Origin of the sequence: Geobacillus sp. FSL K6-0789 (assembly GCF_038593135.1) — a bacterium.
GTDB lineage: Bacteria > Bacillota > Bacilli > Bacillales > Anoxybacillaceae > Geobacillus > Geobacillus stearothermophilus.
The window spans coordinates 1,159,045-1,174,601 of record NZ_CP151966.1 but is presented as its reverse complement, the minus strand read 5'-3'; the positions used below and the strand labels follow the sequence as shown (position 1 = coordinate 1,174,601).

The following is a 15,557-nucleotide window of genomic DNA, read 5'->3' as shown; positions in this document are numbered from 1 at the left end:
GTCAGACCTCTGACATTAGACATATAACCTTTCTGAGACTACTATATCATTTTTTACTGGCCAAATAAATAGGGTTATCAAATTTTGTCGAAAAAAAAGATATGTTTATGAAAGCGATTCCAATGTGGCATACGATTGGCAGGCAGGTGGCATCGACCTGCCTGCTTAGCGATCAGGGCTTGCGATGCAGCGCAAAAGACTGTTGATTTCAGCCCATGTTCAATGGAAAAACCTCGTGACGCCAGCGCTTTTCTGACAAAATGCTCTGAGGCCCATTTTCCGCCGAGTGCTACGACGTCTTTTTCAAATCTTCTTTCGACCAAAGAACCGCGCGCGGTTTGCTCCCTTCGTACGGACCGACGACGCCTCGCTCCTCCATGGCGTCGATCAGCCGGGCGGCGCGGTTGTAGCCAATGCGGAAGCGGCGCTGCAGCATCGACACAGAAGCGCTTTGCATTTCCACAACAAGGCGGACGGCCTCTTCATACAAGTCGTCTTCGAAGGCCGATGCGTTCGCCTCCTCTTCCGGTACGATCATCTCCTCGTAATATTGGGCCTGCTGCTGGCCGATGACAAATTGGACGACGTCTTCCACTTCTTGATCGGACACAAATGCGCCTTGCACGCGCACCGGTTTGGACGCGCCCATGGGCAAAAACAGCATGTCGCCGCGGCCGAGAAGTTTTTCCGCCCCGCCCACATCGAGAATGGTGCGTGAGTCAATTTGCGATGAGACGCTGAACGCGATGCGTGACGGAATGTTGGCCTTAATGACGCCCGTGATAACGTCAACCGACGGGCGTTGAGTGGCGATGATCAAGTGAATGCCGGCCGCGCGCGCCATTTGCGCCAACCGAGTGATCGCCTCTTCCACATCTGACGAAGCGACCATCATCAAGTCAGCCAGTTCGTCAATGATGACGACGATATATGGCAAAAGCGGCTGCTGCTCCAGCGCGGCTTCGTTCTGCTGACGGATATGCTCGTTATACCCTTCAATGTTGCGCGTGCCGGTATGGGAAAATAGCTCGTAGCGCCGTTCCATTTCTTGGACGACTTTTTTCAGCGCTTGAGCCGCTTTTTTCGCATCGGTGACGACCGGCGTCAACAGATGCGGAATGCCATTGTAGACGCTTAGCTCGACCATTTTCGGGTCAATCATCATCAACTTCACTTCATGGGGCTTGGTGCGCATGAGCAGGCTGACGATAATGCCGTTGATACAGACGCTTTTCCCGCTCCCGGTAGCGCCGGCGATCAACAAATGCGGCATTTTGTTCAACTCGGCGGCAACGACTTCCCCGGAAATGTCGCGCCCGAGCGGGATCAACAGCTTGGATTCGGACCTTGTGTGCTCGACCGCCTCCAGCACTTCGCGCAGCGAGACGGTGGCGATCTCCTCGTTCGGCACTTCGATGCCGATTGCGGACTTTCCGGGGATGGGCGCTTCAATGCGGATGTCTTTCGCCGCCAAGGCGAGCGCCAAGTCGTCGCTTAAGCTGACGATTTTGCTTACTTTCACCCCGACGTCCGGGTACACTTCATATTTTGTCACCGCCGGGCCAAGGTGCACCTGCGTCACTTTCGCTTTAACGCCAAAGCTTTGGAACGTTTTTTCCAGCTTGCGCGCATTGGCATAAATATTCGCATGGTCGGTCGACTGCCCAGCCGGCTTTGGCGGACGGAGAAGTTCAAGCGGCGGCAAATCGTAATTGGCATTTTCATGCTCGGAAAACGCCAACGGCGGGGATGCCCCCCCTTCGCTGTCGTCATCTTCCACAGGCAGCTGTTTCTCTTCTTCCGGCTCGGCGGCCGCCCGGACGGCGGCAAAATCGGATATGATCGGCGGCGGCGAAAGCAATTCGTCGTCCGCCTCAGCAGCCCCGGCTTCTGCCGATTCCTCGGCCGGATAGGCGGCCGTCCGCCGTGAACGCCGGCCTCGTTCTACACTCGCTCGCCGTTTTCTCCCCGCGAGCCATTGTTTCACATCGGCGACGAACGCCAGCCATTCCTTCCGCACAAGCGCGGCCGCCCCAACAACTATCTGTCCGATCGTTTCGCGCAGCGATTTCCCGGTCAATACGACAAAGCCGACTACAAACAGCAGAAAACAAATCCATTTTGTCCCGAGCGAATCAAACAGCTGATAGCTGGCGGCAAACAACAGAGCGCCAGCCATTCCGCCGCCTAGGTCGGCATGGGACTCCTTTCCGCCCGCCTCGTTCCAAAACATCGCCCACGTCGTCCGGATGACGCTCGGATCAAGCTCACCGCGCCGCGACATGAGCTCAAATAACTTCTCGTGACTTAGCAGCAAAAGCGCCGCTGTGATGACTGACACGCCGACAAACGGACGGCTCGCCCATGACGGCCACGATTGTTTCCAAATGAGGATGAGCGATAAAATGAACACTCCCCCTATTAACAGCATGTACCATTCGCCGAAAAAAAAGCGGCCGACAAGCACGAATGTTTCCCCGACAAGCCCGAGGCGAGCCATCGCCACAACGGCAACAGCCAGCAGCCCGAGACCGATCAATTCAAAGCGAATTGTCTCCGTCCATGACTGTTTCTTTGGCGTTTTTCCTTTTTTTTGTCGCTTTCGTTTCGCCATGATCGCTCACTCCAACATGAATGAATTGGCAAGCCGGAAAAAGCAGCCAACAATGGCTGCTTTTTTCTGTTTGTCTATTATTATATCATGAACAACTTGACAATTCATTACGATGTTGCGACAGAAACCGGAAACCGCACCCCTGGCGCATACTTGGCGTTTAAAAAATGATAGGGGTTGGTGCTTAAGTTTTGCACGATTTCATATTCGCCCGTATCGGTCATTTGGACGAGCAACGGGATGCCTTCGTAATGCACTAGCTTTTGCTTTTCATACGCGGCCGCATCGACCGGGAACACCAAATGTTCCGGCATGATCGTGTACAAAATCATTGGATCATCTTCCCTTCGCCGCCTTTTTTCGCTTCGATCAGCTGGCGCAGCTTCGCCATGGCCTGTGAGACACCGCCCACTTCATCGATCAAGCCGTACCGGACCGCATCGGGACCGACGACGTTCGTGCCGATGTCGCGCGTCAAATTGCCTTTGGAAAACATGAGCTCTTTAAACTTCTCCTCGCTAATGTTGGAATGCTTCGTTACGAAGCGGACGACGCGTTCCTGCATTTTATCCAAATACTCAAACGTCTGCGGAACGCCAATGACAAGCCCCGTCAAACGGATCGGATGAATCGTCATCGTCGCCGTCTCAGTGATGAACGAATAGTTGCACGAAACGGCGATCGGCACGCCGATCGAATGGCCGCCGCCAAGCACGATGGAAACGGTCGGTTTTGACAGCGAAGCGAGCATTTCCGCAATCGCAAGCCCGGCCTCCACATCACCGCCGACCGTATTTAAAATGACGAGCAGCCCTTCGATTTTCGGATTTTGCTCAATGGCGACGATTTGTGGGATCACATGTTCGTATTTTGTCGCCTTGTTTTGCGGCGGCAGCTGAATATGACCTTCAATTTGGCCGACAATCGTCAGACAATGAATGTTCGTATCCGGTTCCATTTGCGGGACATTCGTCTGCCCAAGCTGGGTGATGGTAGCAGTGGCCTCTTCCGTTTTCGTTTCCGGTTTTTCTTCCGTCTCTTCCTGAAGGTAACGCTCCTTGTCCATCGATTCCTTCTCCTTTCTATCGGTCATACGTTTAGTATGGCCGAAAAGAAAAAGAAAAATGCCGGCAACGGTTCACCGTTTCCAGCATTTCCCTTGGACTTTGAGCATGATTGCGTTATACCTCCATAATAATCGGCAAAATCATCGGCTTTCGCTTCGTTTTCTCAAACAAAAACTGGCTTAGCGCCTCGCGAATGTTCGCCTTTAACGATGACCATTCCAGCATGTATGATTCCAGACAGCGCTTAATGATCTCCGACACCATTTGCTCAGCCTCTTCCAACAGCGTCTCCGCCTCGCGCATATAAACGAATCCGCGCGATATGATTTCCGGTCCAGCAGCAATCGTTTTCGCTTCTTTGTTTAGTGTCACCACGGCGATCAAAATGCCGTCCTGCGACAACAAACGCCTGTCGCGCAACACAATGTTGCCGACGTCGCCGATGCCGAGGCCATCGATTAAAATGTTGCCGTACGGCACTTTACCGCCAGGGCGGGCGGCTCCGCCGCGAAATTCGACCACTTCACCTTTGTCAAGCAAAAACGTCCGCTCTTCCGAGATGCCGACCGCCTTCGCCAACCGGGCGTGCGCCTTTTGCATTCGGTACTCCCCATGCACCGGGATGAAATATTTCGGCTTCATCAAATTAAGCATGAGCTTAAGCTCTTCTTGGCAGCCGTGCCCGGACACGTGCACTTGCCGATTGTGGTAAATGACGTTCGCCCCAGCCCGGTATAGGGCGTCGATCGTTTTCGAAAACCCAAGCTCATACCCCGGCATGACAGAAGCAGCGACGATGACGGTGTCTCCTTCTTTAATGTTCACCTGCTTGTTCGCCTGCCGCGCCATGCGCCAAAGCGCGCTCATCGGCTCGCCATGACCCCCGGTCGTCAAAATGACGAGTTCATCATCCCCATAGCGGTCCAAGTCGTAGGCAGAAATCGTCACCTTATCCGGCAGATGCAAATAACCGAGGCGGACGGCGATGTCCATAATTTTATGCAGCGTTTTGCCGATCACCGCCACCTTGCGCCCGTACTGCTTGGCGGCGTAAAGCACTTGTTGGATGCGCGTAATGTTCGAAGCATAGCAGGCGACAAACACGCGCCCTTTCGCGTGGCCGATCACATCTGCAATCTCATGGGCGACGGCTGTATCAGAGCCGCTGTAGCCCGGACGCTCGGCATTCGTGCTGTCCGACAAAAGACAAAGCACCCCTTGTTCGCCGATTTGCGCCATTTTCCCCAAGTCGGCGCGATTATTGCCATACGGCGTCTGGTCAAATTTAAAATCGCTCGTGTACACGATCGCCCCTTGCGATGTATGCAGGCTGATGCCGATGGAATCGGGGATGCTGTGGATCGTGCGGAAAAACGTCACTTTTGCTTTGTCAAACAGCAGTTCAGCGTCAGGATGAATTTCATTCAGTTTGGCGTTTGCAATGCCTTGCTCTTTTAAAATCGCTTCCGCCAACCCGAGCGTCAGCTTCGTCCCGTAGACTGGCACAGACAGCTGCTTGAGCACGTAGGCGATCGCTCCCATATGCTCCTCATGCCCGTGAGTGAGAAAAATCGCCTGAATGCGGTGCTGCCGTTCAATTAAGTAGGCAATGTCCGGGATGACTTTGTCAATGCCAAACATCTCATCTTCCGGGAACATCACCCCGGCATCGAGGACGAAAATGTCCTCGTCCAATTCGACGACATACATGTTTTTGCCGATTTCCCCGACTCCCCCAAGGGCAAAAATGCGTATTTTCTCTACTGGCTTTATTTTGGATTTCAAGGCTGCGTCCTCCCAATTGTGATGCTAACCCGCTCAAAGTCACTTGCCTTTATTATAACGAATTGATGCCAAAAAACACAAGATGGTTCATGAACGAGCCGGCGCATTTCACCGTCTCGACAAAAAAGCCCCAACGTCCGAACCGACGCTGGGGTCATTTGCTGCACGAATATGGCCATCAAGCATCAAGCAGACGGCTGAGCTCGTTTCGCTCCTGCTCGGTGAGCGGAACGAGCGGAAGGCGCACCGAGCCGACATCCAAGCCGCGCAACTGCAGGGCGGTTTTCACCGGCACCGGGCTCGGCGCAGCGAACAGCCCTTTCATGAGCGGCAGCCATTTCCGGTGCAACGCGGCGGCGGCTTGATGGTCGCCGGCCTGGAATGCACGAATCATTTGTTGCATTTCGTTGCCGATGATGTGCGATGCAACAGAAACCACGCCGGCGCCGCCGATCGCCAACACCGGCAGCGTCAAGCTGTCATCGCCGCTATACAGTTGAAAATCGTCCGGCGTGCGTTCAATGATTTCCGCCATCGCTTCTAAATTGCCGCCGGCTTCTTTGACCGCGACAATATTCGGAATCGCTGCCAGCCGAATGACGGTCTCAGGAGCGAGGTTGACCGACGTGCGCCCCGGCACGTTGTACAACATGACCGGCAGCGGCGTGCTCTCAGCGATCGCTTTAAAATGCTGATACAGCCCTTCTTGATTCGGTTTGTTGTAATATGGCGCCACAAGCATGACAGCGTCGACGCCTGCTTCTTCCGCCCGTTTCGTCAGCTCGATCGAGGCGCGCGTATTGTTCGTTCCCGTCCCAGCAATAACCGGCACGCGGCCATTGACGACGGAAACGACATGGCGGAACAGTGCGACTTTCTCTTCCGTCGTCAACGTCGGCGATTCGCCGGTCGTGCCTGCGACAACAAGCGCATCCGTGCCGTTGTCAAGCAAATAGTTGACGAGTTCTGTCGTTTTCGCTAAATCTAAGTTTCCTTTTCGGTCAAAGGGAGTGACCATCGCAGTGACGACATTCCCGAACTGAACCACGGTTTTCACTCCTCATTTTCAAATCGGTTGATCATTCGTCCTGTTTGGCCTCGGACAAGCAAAAGGCGTCGTGCAAGGCATTGACGGCCTTTTCCATATCGTCTTGTTTGACTAATACCCAAATGGTCGTATGGCTGTCTGCCGATTGCAAAATTTGAATGCCTTGCTCCGATAGAGCGGTGACGATTTTGGCCGTTACTCCTGGCACACCGGCAATGCCGGCGCCAACGACCGACACTTTGGCGCAGCGGGGCGTCACAACCGGATCATAGCCAATGCGGCGCAAAGCGGCTATCGCTTTTTCCGTCATATCTCCGCTCACCGTATAGACGACGCCGTACGGTGAAATGTTGATAAAGTCGACGCTGATTCCTTCGTGAGCCATCGCCTGAAATACATCCGACTGCAGTTCATAATGCCCTTCTTTTGCCAACACTTTCATTTGCGTCACATTGGCGACGTACGTAATGCCCGTGACGAGACGCTCTTTCACATCGCTTCCTCTTTGACCGCGCACCGATGACGTAACGAGCGTCCCTGGCCCATCGGAATACGTTGAACGGATGCGCAGCGGTACTTTCGCCTGCATGGCGATTTCCACCGCGCGCGGATGGATCACTTTCGCCCCTTGGTACGCCATATTGCAAATTTCCGTATAGGTGACAACTTCCAACGGCCGAGCATTTTCGACAATACGCGGGTCGGCCGTCATCACGCCATCGACATCGGTAAAAATGTCAACCCACTCGGCGTTTAGCGCCGCGCCGAGCGCCGCGGCCGATGTATCGCTCCCGCCGCGCCCGAGCGTTGTGATGTCTCCGTTTTCCGCCATGCCTTGAAAGCCGGCGACGACGACGACGTCGTATTCCCGAAGCGCTTCAAGCAACCGTTCGCAGCGCATTTCAACAATTTTGGCGTTCGTATGATCACTGGTCGTGCGAAATCCGGCTTGCGCGCCGGTAAACGCCGTCGCCTTGATGCCGTGTTCGTTCAGCAAGTTGCTGAACACGACGCTCGAAATGATTTCCCCGCACGCCATAAGCATATCTTGCTCGCGCTTCGTCACATGGTGACGGGCTCCGCCGATCAAGCCAAGAAGCGTGTCGGTCGCATACGGATCGCCTTGGCGGCCCATCGCTGATACAACGACGACGACTTTGTACCCATCTTCAAGCGCGTTTTCAATATGGCGGCGCGCCAAGTTTCGCCCGCGTTCGTCGCGGACGGACGTGCCGCCGAACTTTTGAACAATGATTTTCATGATAACACCCCGATACTCGTTAAATGAGCCCGAGCTTCAGCAAACTTTCGGCAATTTGCACGGAATTTGAAGCAGCCCCTTTTAGCAAGTTGTCGGCAACAATCCATAAATGAAAGGCGCGGCTGTTGTCCAAATCGCGGCGGATGCGGCCGACAAAGACGTCGTATTGGCCGACGCAGTTGGCCGGCATCGGATACAGCTGTTCGCTCGGATCGTCTTGGAGAACGACGCCCGGCGCCTCGCGCAGCACCGCTTGCAAATCGGCAGCCGTGACGCCGTCTTGCTCAATCTCGATATACACCGACTCCGAATGCCCGCTCGCCACCGGAATGCGTACGCACGTCGCCGCGACGCTCAGCTCGGGCATATGCATGATTTTTTTCGTTTCGTTGATCATTTTCATCTCTTCGAACGTAAACCCGTTATCTTGAAACTTATCGATTTGCGGAATGGCGTTAAACGCGATTGGGTAATGCTTCCGGTCCGATTTGACCGGCAAAATGGTTGCCTCGAACGGCTTATTGTCAAGCACCGCTTTCGTCTGCTCGTACAGCTCTTCAATCGCCTGCGCCCCTGCTCCCGAGACGGCCTGGTACGTGGAAACGATGACGCGGGATAAGCCGAACGCCTTCCGAATCGGCTCAAGCGCCACGACCATTTGAATCGTCGAGCAGTTCGGATTGGCGATGATGCCGTTATGCCATGTCAAATCGCTTTCGTTCACTTCCGGGACGACAAGCGGCACGTTTTCCTCCATCCGGAATGCGCTCGTGTTGTCGATGACAATCGCCCCGCGCCGAACCGCCTCCGGCGCCAATGCTTTCGACACTGCGCCGCCAGCGCTGAATAAGGCGATATCAACCCCATCAAAGCGCTCGGGCGCGGCGGCCTGCACTTCAATCTCTCTGCCGCGGAAGCGCATTTTTTTGCCAGCCGAGCGTTCTGACGATAACAACGTTAATGTTCCGACCGGGAAGTTCCGGTCTTCAAGCGTCCGCACCATTTGTTGTCCGACTGCCCCCGTGGCTCCGACGACAGCGACATGGTATTGTTTTTCAGCCATCAGCCATTCTCCTTCCACATCGTCACTCTAAAGAGATGAATTCATAGTCTTTATTTTATCACATTCCGCTGCGGACGAGAGAAAATTTTTCTGTCCGGTGTCGATTTTCCACACCCTCCGTTAGTCGTTGTAACGGAACCGTTCGATCACAACTGGCTGCAGCTGCTTTCCTTCCAAGGCGGCAAGCACAGTGTCATGCAGGAGCGTCATGCGCGCCACCATCGAGTTCGGTTTGGCGTGCGGAGCATCTTGGCCAAACGGGATGAAGTAAATGTTTTTCGCCGCCATCAGCCGCATCAAATTGACGCCGTTTAGGCCGAGGGCGTCATTCGTGGAAATGCCGAGCACGACCGGGCGGTGGTTGCGCATCGTCGCCTTGGCGGCCATCAACACCGGTGAATCGGTCATGGCGTTTGCCAGCTTGCTCATCGAGTTGCCGGTCAGCGGCGCGATGACCATGCAGTCGAGCGGGATTTTCGGCCCGAGCGGTTCAGCCTTGACGATCGTGTCAATCACCTCGTTCCCGGTCAATTGCTCGAGTTTTTTCACCCACTCTTCCCCTTCGCCAAACCGGGTGTTCGTCGTCTTCACCGTATACGTGACGATTGGCAGCACCTCCGCCCCTTCATTCACGAGTTTTTCAATTTCCGGGAACACAGCGTCATACGTGCAGTGCGATCCAGTCAGGCCGAAGCCGATCCGCTTCCCCTTCAGGCTTTTTTCGCTCATTGTTTATTCTCCTTCCGTTTCTGTAAATCTTGATACAAAAGCTGCGCCAAGACGTTGGCGATAATTTGTCCGGCCGTTTTCGGCGCGACGACCCCCGGCAGCCCAGGCGCCAAGATGGCTTTCACTCCGCGCTTTTCAGCATAGCGAAAATCGGTGCCGCCCGGCTTTGACGCCAAATCGATGATCAGCGTATGGGCCGGCATTTTCGCGATGACGCTCGCCGTTACAATCAAATGGGGGACGGTGTTAACACAAACGTCGATATCGCGCACTTCTTTTTCCAAATCATTTAAATGAAACGGTTCAAGCCCCATTTCCGTAATGCGGGCCAAATGTTCCGACCGGCGCGCCCCGACTTTCACTTTTGCCCCCAAAGCGGCAAATGTCCGGGCGACGGTCATGCCGACGCGCCCCAATCCTAAAACGGCGATGCGGGAACCGTGAATCGTAAAATCGGTGTGCTGGATCACCATCATCACCGTTCCTTCAGCGGTTGGGATCGAGTTGTAAATGGCGACATCATCGCGCTCAAACAGCTGGATGTATTTGCGCCCGGTCTTTTTCATCAGTTCGTCTAAATACGAGTTGCTGATGCCGGAATAAACGGTGCACCGCTTGGCTGTTTTTTGCACCATCTCTTCCGTGAACGGAATCGGTTCGTGGGAAAACACGCTGTTGACCTTGCCATCCAATGTCGTGCCGTGAACCGGCAAAATGATCGCATCCAGGTCGGCAAAATCGACCTCCTCGATCGACATCTTCGTCGCCCCGGTAAAATGGTGGGCGAGCTGGTCAAAGCCGACAAGCGACAATTTGGCGTCCAGTTCAACAAGCTTGCGAATCACTTCAAGTTGCCGCGCATCACCGCCGATGATGGCGACATGCATTCCTGTCAGCATCATATGTCCTCGTCACCTTCTTTACTGGCAAACTGCTCCGTTTCTTTTCCCATCTTATGTTGGAAGAAAAATATAGGTGAATGCTCTTGGCGGAAAAATAGGCCATTGGCGGGCGGCATTTTTTGCCCGCCCGTTTCTTACAATAGAAGTAGGGAAGAGGGAAGGGGGAAGGGGGAATCAGCGTGAGGCTGAGTGAATTAAGCGGCAAAGAAATCGTCGATGTGCGGCGGGCGGAGCGGCTTGGGGTGCTTGGGCAAACGGATTTGGAAATCAACGAGCAAACAGGGCAAATCGAAGCGTTGCTCATCCCGACTGGAAAATGGTTCGGGTTTCGCAAAGACGGGCAGGAAATTCGCGTGCCGTGGAAGTATATTCGCAAAATCGGCGCCGATATGGTGATGATCGACGCTCCGGAACAAGAATGACGGGCGCGCCAAACGAAAAAAGCTAACAACCTCACAACGGGTCGTTAGCTTTTTTTATGCCCGACAGGCGGCTACGATCGAAGCGGGCGCGGCAGCACGCCATCCGGGCTGATTAAGGCGAGCGCGTAATCATCGGTAAAAACGGTGCGCGCCAGCTCATTCACTTTTTCCACCGTGACGCTTTCAATTTCCTCGATAATCTCGTCAAGCGACCGATGGCGGCCGAGAAGAAGTTCGTTTTTGCCGTTGCGGCTCATGCGGCTGTTCGTGCTTTCAAGCCCAAGCATCAAGCTTCCTTTCATCTGTTCTTTGCTGTTATGCAGCTCTTTTTCCGTAATACCGTCTTCTTTCAACTGGCGCAGCGTCCGTTGGATCGTTTCAAACAAAACGTCAAGCTGGCTGCTCCCCGTGCCGGCGTAAATGGCGAGCAAGCCGCTGTCTTGGTAGGCGGAATGGTACGAGAACACCGAATACGCCAATCCGCGCTGTTCGCGCACTTCTTGAAACAGCCGGCTGCTCATGCTGCCGCCTAAAATATTGTTGAGGATCAGAAGCGGATACGCATCCGGGTGGCCGACCGGCAGGCCGTTGAACCCGATGCATACGTGCGCCTGCTCCGTGTCTTTTTTGCGCGCGAGCTTTTGCGGCACAAACGTCGGCGTCCCTGACGGAGCGGGCTTGCGGGACGCAGTGAACGAGCCGAAATAACGTTCGACTTCAGTGATAAACCGCTCATCGACATTGCCGGCAACGGAAACGACAACGCGATCCGGAGTATAGTAGTCGGCCATATATTGGCGCAACGTGTCCCCCGTAAACGTGCGCAACGTCTCTTCCGTTCCTAAAATCGGGTAGCCGAGCGGATGACCCGCATAGCATGCCTTGCCGAGCAAATCGTGGACGATGTCATCCGGCGTGTCTTCGTACATTTTGATTTCCTCAAGCACCACGTTCCGCTCTTTTTGCAGCTCATCCTCAACGAACGTCGAGTGAAAAAACATATCGGCAAGCATTTCCAACGCGAGCGGTGCATGTTCGTCCAACACTTTGGCGTAATAGCACGTATACTCTTTCGACGTAAAGGCGTTCACTTGCCCGCCGATGCTGTCAAACGCTTCGGCGATATCCCGGGCCGTGCGCGTTGCCGTCCCTTTAAAAAACATGTGCTCTAAAAAGTGGGAAATGCCGTTGTTTTGTTCCGTCTCATTGCGCGAACCTGTGCCGATCCATACGCCGATGGCCACCGACCTTACAGTCGGAATTTGCTCCAGCACGATTCGCACGCCGTTTTTGCACGTGTACTTGTTAATCAACTCCATGTTCCTCCTGTTTTTTGGCCAGTCTTTTCTCGTCGAATAAGGCTGTCAGGCTGCCGATGGCATAGCCTTTCCGCTTGATCGAGGCGATCAGCTCATCGAGTGCGGCCGCCGTCGGCATCGTCGGATGCATCAAAATCATGGCGCCGGGATGGATTTTTGATGTTACCCGTTTCACTATAGCAGATGGCGACGGTTTTTGCCAATCAATTGTATCAACGCTCCACATGATCGTCTTCATGCCGAGCTCGGCGGCGATGTTGACGACGTCATCACGGTAGCTGCCGCTCGGCGGGGCAAACCATTTGCATTTGACCGACGTCGCCGCTTCAATGACTTCATTCGTCTTTTCCAGTTCGCGGCGGACCGCTTCGCTGCTGAGCGTTTTCATATCCGGATGGCTGTAGGAATGGTTGCCGATTTCATGGCCGGCATCTGCTATCATTTTTGCCATCTCCGGATGGTTTTTTACCCATCGCCCTTCCAAAAAGAACGTCGCCTTCACCCCGTGTTTTTTCAACGTCTCAAGCATATCGGGGATGTATTCTTCCCCCCAGGCCACGTTGATGAGCAGCGAGACCATCGGTTTGTCGGGGTGGCCGCGATAGATCGGCGCCGGCGGCAAGTCATCCAAATGAACGCGCGGCGGCACTTGGCGGAACACGAGTTTTCGTTCATCGAACGTTCCCGTTTTCTTCATGTTTTCATAAGAGGCGTCAATATCGACAGCGAGCCCGTTGTACCCCGGCGTCGCCTTCCACACTTTATCAATGACCGCATCCTGGGCGGGAATTTCGTATTGCTTCGCCTGCTTGACAATCGTCTCGTACAGTTTGTCGCGTTCTTTCATGGCGGTCATTTCCACTGGGCGCCAGCTCTCGATGTAGCCGCCGACCGGAGGCCACTGAACCGCCATCCAAGCGATGAGAAACATGACCGCTAGCGCCATGTATCGGGCATAGCCGTTGTTCACCCTTGTCCCCCTCCTTTTTCACTACTACAACCATATGTCTACGGGAGACAAGTTAGAACATAGCAAAAGAGCCTTAAGAAACAAATTCCTAAGGCTTCATGCGTTGGCGCTCCGGCCGTCTTCCGCGTTTTTCCCGCGGCGGCTCGGCAATGCCGCGCTGCTCGCGCAACACCGCTTTGCGCGACAAGTTGACGCGCCCTTGTTTATCGATTTCGGTCACCTTCACCAAAATTTCATCGCCGATCGACACGACATCTTCCACTTTGCCGACCCGCTCCTCGGCCAGCTCGGAAATGTGGACGAGCCCGTCCTTGCCGTTGAACAGCTCGACGAACGCGCCGAATTTTTCGATCCGTTTCACCTTGCCCAAATACACTTCCCCCACTTCGACTTCGCGGACGATGTCTTCGATGATTTGCTTTGCTTTTTGGTTGGCCGCTTCATCGACAGAGGAGATGAAAATCGTGCCGTCTTGCTCGATATCGATTTTCACGCCGGTTTCATCGATGATTTTATTGATTTGTTTGCCGCTCGGCCCAATGACCTCGCGGATTTTATCCGGATTGATGTGCATGATCAAAATTTTCGGCGCATATTTGGACAGCTCTTTGCGCGGCTCGCTGAGCGTTTGCATCATATGGTCCAAAATTTCCAAGCGCCCTTTGCGCGCCTGCATGAGCGCCTCTTCCAAAATGTCGCGCGTCAGCCCTTTAATTTTAATGTCCATTTGCAGGGCGGTGACGCCTTTTCTCGTGCCGGCGACTTTGAAGTCCATATCGCCGAGATGGTCTTCAATGCCTTGAATGTCGGTCAAAATTGTGTAATGATCGTCTTGTTTCACCAGCCCCATGGCAATGCCGGCGACCGGCGCTTTAATCGGCACCCCGGCATCCATCATCGCCAGTGTGCTCGCGCAAATGCTCGCCTGCGATGTCGATCCGTTTGACTCGAGCACTTCCGAAACGAGGCGGATCGTGTACGGAAACTCGCGCTCCGACGGCACGACCGGCTCCAACGCCCGCTCCCCAAGCGCGCCGTGTCCGATTTCGCGCCGCCCCGGCCCGCGCATCGGCCCGGTTTCGCCGACGGAAAACGGCGGGAAGTTGTAATGATGCATGAACCGTTTCGATTCTTCCAAATCAAGCCCGTCCAAAATTTGTACATCGCCGAGCGCCCCGAGCGTACAAACGCTCAACACTTGCGTTTGGCCGCGCGTAAACAAGCCCGACCCGTGCGTGCGCGGCAAGACGCCGACCGCCGACGACAGCGGGCGGATTTCATCGACTTTGCGCCCGTCCGGACGGATTTTCTCAACTGTAATCAAACGGCGCACTTCTTCTTTCACAAGCTTGTGCAAAATTTCCTGCACTTGCTTCAGCTTCTCTTCATCCGCCTCTTCCGCTTCGTACTTGGCGATGACGCCCGCTTTTACATCCTCGATGGCAGCATCGCGCGCCAGTTTTTCCGGCACTTGCACCGCCCGCTTAATATCTGCTTCCGCAAGTTGGCGGATTTCCGCCTCCAACTCAGGATCGGGTTCATACAAGACGACTTCCATTTTTTCTTTGCCGACCTGGGCGGCAATTTCCTCTTGGAAAGCAATGAGCCGCTTGACTTCTTCGTGGCCGAACATGATCGCTTCGAGCATCACTTCTTCCGGCACTTCATCCGCGCCGGCTTCGACCATGTTGATGGCATCTTTCGTCCCAGCGACGACAAGATGCAGATCGCTTTTTTCCATCTGCTCGACCGTCGGATTGATGACAAACTGGCCATCGACGCGGCCGACGATGACACCGGCGATCGGTCCTTCAAACGGAATGTCGGAAATCGTCAACGCCGTAGACGCACCGATCAACGCCGCCACTTCCGGGGAGCAGTCTTGGTCGACGCTCATGACCATCGATACGACTTGCACTTCGTTGCGGAATCCTTCGGCAAACAACGGGCGGATCGGCCGGTCGATGAGCCGGCTCGCCAAAATCGCTTTCTCGCTTGGGCGGCCTTCCCGTTTAATAAACCCGCCCGGAATTTTCCCGACCGCGTACAGCCGCTCCTCGTAGTTGACCGTCAGCGGGAAAAAGTCCACATTTTTCGCTTCCCGCGATGCGGTGGCCGTGCTCAGCACCACCGTATCGCCGTAGCGGACGAGCGCCGCCCCGTTCGCCTGTTTTGCCAGTTCGCCGGTTTCAATGACGAGCGGGCGTCCAGCCACATCGATGGAAAACACGCGTTTCTCTTGTTCCATACAGACGAGTACTCCTCTCTATGTACAAAAATAAGGGATCTGCTGATGATTAGTATAGACGAATTGGCGCTATTGTATCATCGCCGCGCAAACGGCGCCTATAAACTAGCAAAAAAGCGGGAATGCTCC

13 protein-coding genes are annotated in these 15,557 nt (G+C 54.5%); 1 reads left to right on the top strand and 12 read right to left on the bottom strand.

Going from position 1 to position 15,557, the window contains the following annotated elements; translation table 11 throughout:
* Positions 1–289: 289 nt before the first annotated feature.
* The 9 genes from NSQ51_RS06185 to dpaA form a co-directional block, all read right to left on the bottom strand.
* Positions 290–2,614, bottom strand: coding sequence for a DNA translocase FtsK (locus tag NSQ51_RS06185; protein WP_033016827.1), 2,325 nt, complete (start codon positions 2,612–2,614; stop codon positions 290–292).
* A gap of 107 nt (positions 2,615–2,721) precedes the next feature.
* A complete protein-coding gene (locus tag NSQ51_RS06180) occupies positions 2,722–2,946 on the bottom strand; it encodes a YlzJ-like family protein (RefSeq protein WP_033008053.1) in 225 nt (74 codons plus the stop codon).
* Positions 2,943–3,680, bottom strand: coding sequence for a ClpP family protease (locus NSQ51_RS06175; RefSeq protein WP_033016828.1), 738 nt, complete (start codon positions 3,678–3,680; stop codon positions 2,943–2,945). The genes NSQ51_RS06180 and NSQ51_RS06175 overlap by 4 nt, the downstream gene beginning before the upstream one ends.
* 115 nt (positions 3,681–3,795) lie before the next feature.
* Positions 3,796–5,466 (bottom strand): ribonuclease J, encoded by a 1,671-nt coding sequence (locus NSQ51_RS06170; RefSeq protein WP_033016829.1) that lies wholly within the window; start codon positions 5,464–5,466, stop codon positions 3,796–3,798.
* Positions 5,467–5,644: 178 nt separating this feature from the next.
* Entirely contained in the window at positions 5,645–6,514 is an 870-nt protein-coding gene (gene dapA / locus NSQ51_RS06165) for a 4-hydroxy-tetrahydrodipicolinate synthase (protein ID WP_033008058.1), read from the bottom strand.
* Between the two features lie 31 nt (positions 6,515–6,545).
* Positions 6,546–7,775 (bottom strand): aspartate kinase, encoded by a 1,230-nt coding sequence (gene dapG / locus NSQ51_RS06160; protein WP_053532331.1) that lies wholly within the window; start codon positions 7,773–7,775, stop codon positions 6,546–6,548.
* A 19-nt stretch (positions 7,776–7,794) separates the two neighbouring features.
* Complete coding sequence (gene asd / locus NSQ51_RS06155; RefSeq protein WP_033008061.1) at positions 7,795–8,838, bottom strand: aspartate-semialdehyde dehydrogenase; 1,044 nt, start codon at positions 8,836–8,838, stop codon at positions 7,795–7,797.
* 120 nt (positions 8,839–8,958) lie between these two features.
* On the bottom strand, positions 8,959–9,567 hold the full coding sequence (locus tag NSQ51_RS06150) for a dipicolinate synthase subunit B (protein ID WP_033016831.1): 609 nt from the start codon (positions 9,565–9,567) through the stop codon (positions 8,959–8,961).
* Entirely contained in the window at positions 9,564–10,469 is a 906-nt protein-coding gene (gene dpaA / locus NSQ51_RS06145) for a dipicolinic acid synthetase subunit A (protein ID WP_049624699.1), read from the bottom strand. Before dpaA ends, NSQ51_RS06150 begins: the two co-directional genes overlap by 4 nt.
* Before the next feature lie 179 nt (positions 10,470–10,648).
* Between dpaA and NSQ51_RS06140 the strand changes: the two genes are divergently transcribed.
* Positions 10,649–10,891: a YlmC/YmxH family sporulation protein gene (locus NSQ51_RS06140; RefSeq protein WP_033008066.1), complete on the top strand. Its 243-nt coding sequence runs from the start codon at positions 10,649–10,651 to the stop codon at positions 10,889–10,891.
* Positions 10,892–10,962: 71 nt separating this feature from the next.
* Here the strand turns inward: NSQ51_RS06140 and NSQ51_RS06135 are convergent, their stop codons facing one another.
* The 3 genes from NSQ51_RS06135 to pnp all read right to left on the bottom strand — a co-directional run bounded on the left by NSQ51_RS06135 (position 10,963) and on the right by pnp (position 15,428).
* The gene (locus NSQ51_RS06135) at positions 10,963–12,210 is read right to left on the bottom strand and encodes a pitrilysin family protein (protein ID WP_033016833.1); all 1,248 of its coding nucleotides are present in this window, start codon (positions 12,208–12,210) and stop codon (positions 10,963–10,965) included.
* The gene (locus NSQ51_RS06130; protein WP_049624698.1) at positions 12,197–13,180 is read right to left on the bottom strand and encodes a polysaccharide deacetylase family protein; all 984 of its coding nucleotides are present in this window, start codon (positions 13,178–13,180) and stop codon (positions 12,197–12,199) included. The genes NSQ51_RS06135 and NSQ51_RS06130 overlap by 14 nt, the downstream gene beginning before the upstream one ends.
* 88 nt (positions 13,181–13,268) lie before the next feature.
* Positions 13,269–15,428, bottom strand: a complete 2,160-nt coding sequence (gene pnp / locus NSQ51_RS06125) for a polyribonucleotide nucleotidyltransferase (protein WP_033016835.1) — start codon at positions 15,426–15,428, stop codon at positions 13,269–13,271.
* Positions 15,429–15,557: the final 129 nt, after the last annotated feature.

Bases quoted from the DNA above. Each gene is read 5' to 3' on its own strand.
- NSQ51_RS06175 (WP_033016828.1), bottom strand. From the start codon at position 3,680: ATGGACAAGGAGCGTTACCTTCAGGAAGAGACGGAAGAAAAACCGGAA.
- dpaA (WP_049624699.1), bottom strand. From the start codon at position 10,469: ATGATGCTGACAGGAATGCATGTCGCCATCATCGGCGGTGATGCGCGG.
- NSQ51_RS06135 (WP_033016833.1), bottom strand. From the start codon at position 12,210: ATGGAGTTGATTAACAAGTACACGTGCAAAAACGGCGTGCGAATCGTG.
- NSQ51_RS06185 (WP_033016827.1), bottom strand. From the start codon at position 2,614: ATGGCGAAACGAAAGCGACAAAAAAAAGGAAAAACGCCAAAGAAACAG.
- dapG (WP_053532331.1), bottom strand. From the start codon at position 7,775: ATGAAAATCATTGTTCAAAAGTTCGGCGGCACGTCCGTCCGCGACGAA.
- asd (WP_033008061.1), bottom strand. From the start codon at position 8,838: ATGGCTGAAAAACAATACCATGTCGCTGTCGTCGGAGCCACGGGGGCA.
- pnp (WP_033016835.1), bottom strand. From the start codon at position 15,428: ATGGAACAAGAGAAACGCGTGTTTTCCATCGATGTGGCTGGACGCCCG.
- NSQ51_RS06180 (WP_033008053.1), bottom strand. From the start codon at position 2,946: ATGATTTTGTACACGATCATGCCGGAACATTTGGTGTTCCCGGTCGAT.
- NSQ51_RS06150 (WP_033016831.1), bottom strand. From the start codon at position 9,567: ATGAGCGAAAAAAGCCTGAAGGGGAAGCGGATCGGCTTCGGCCTGACT.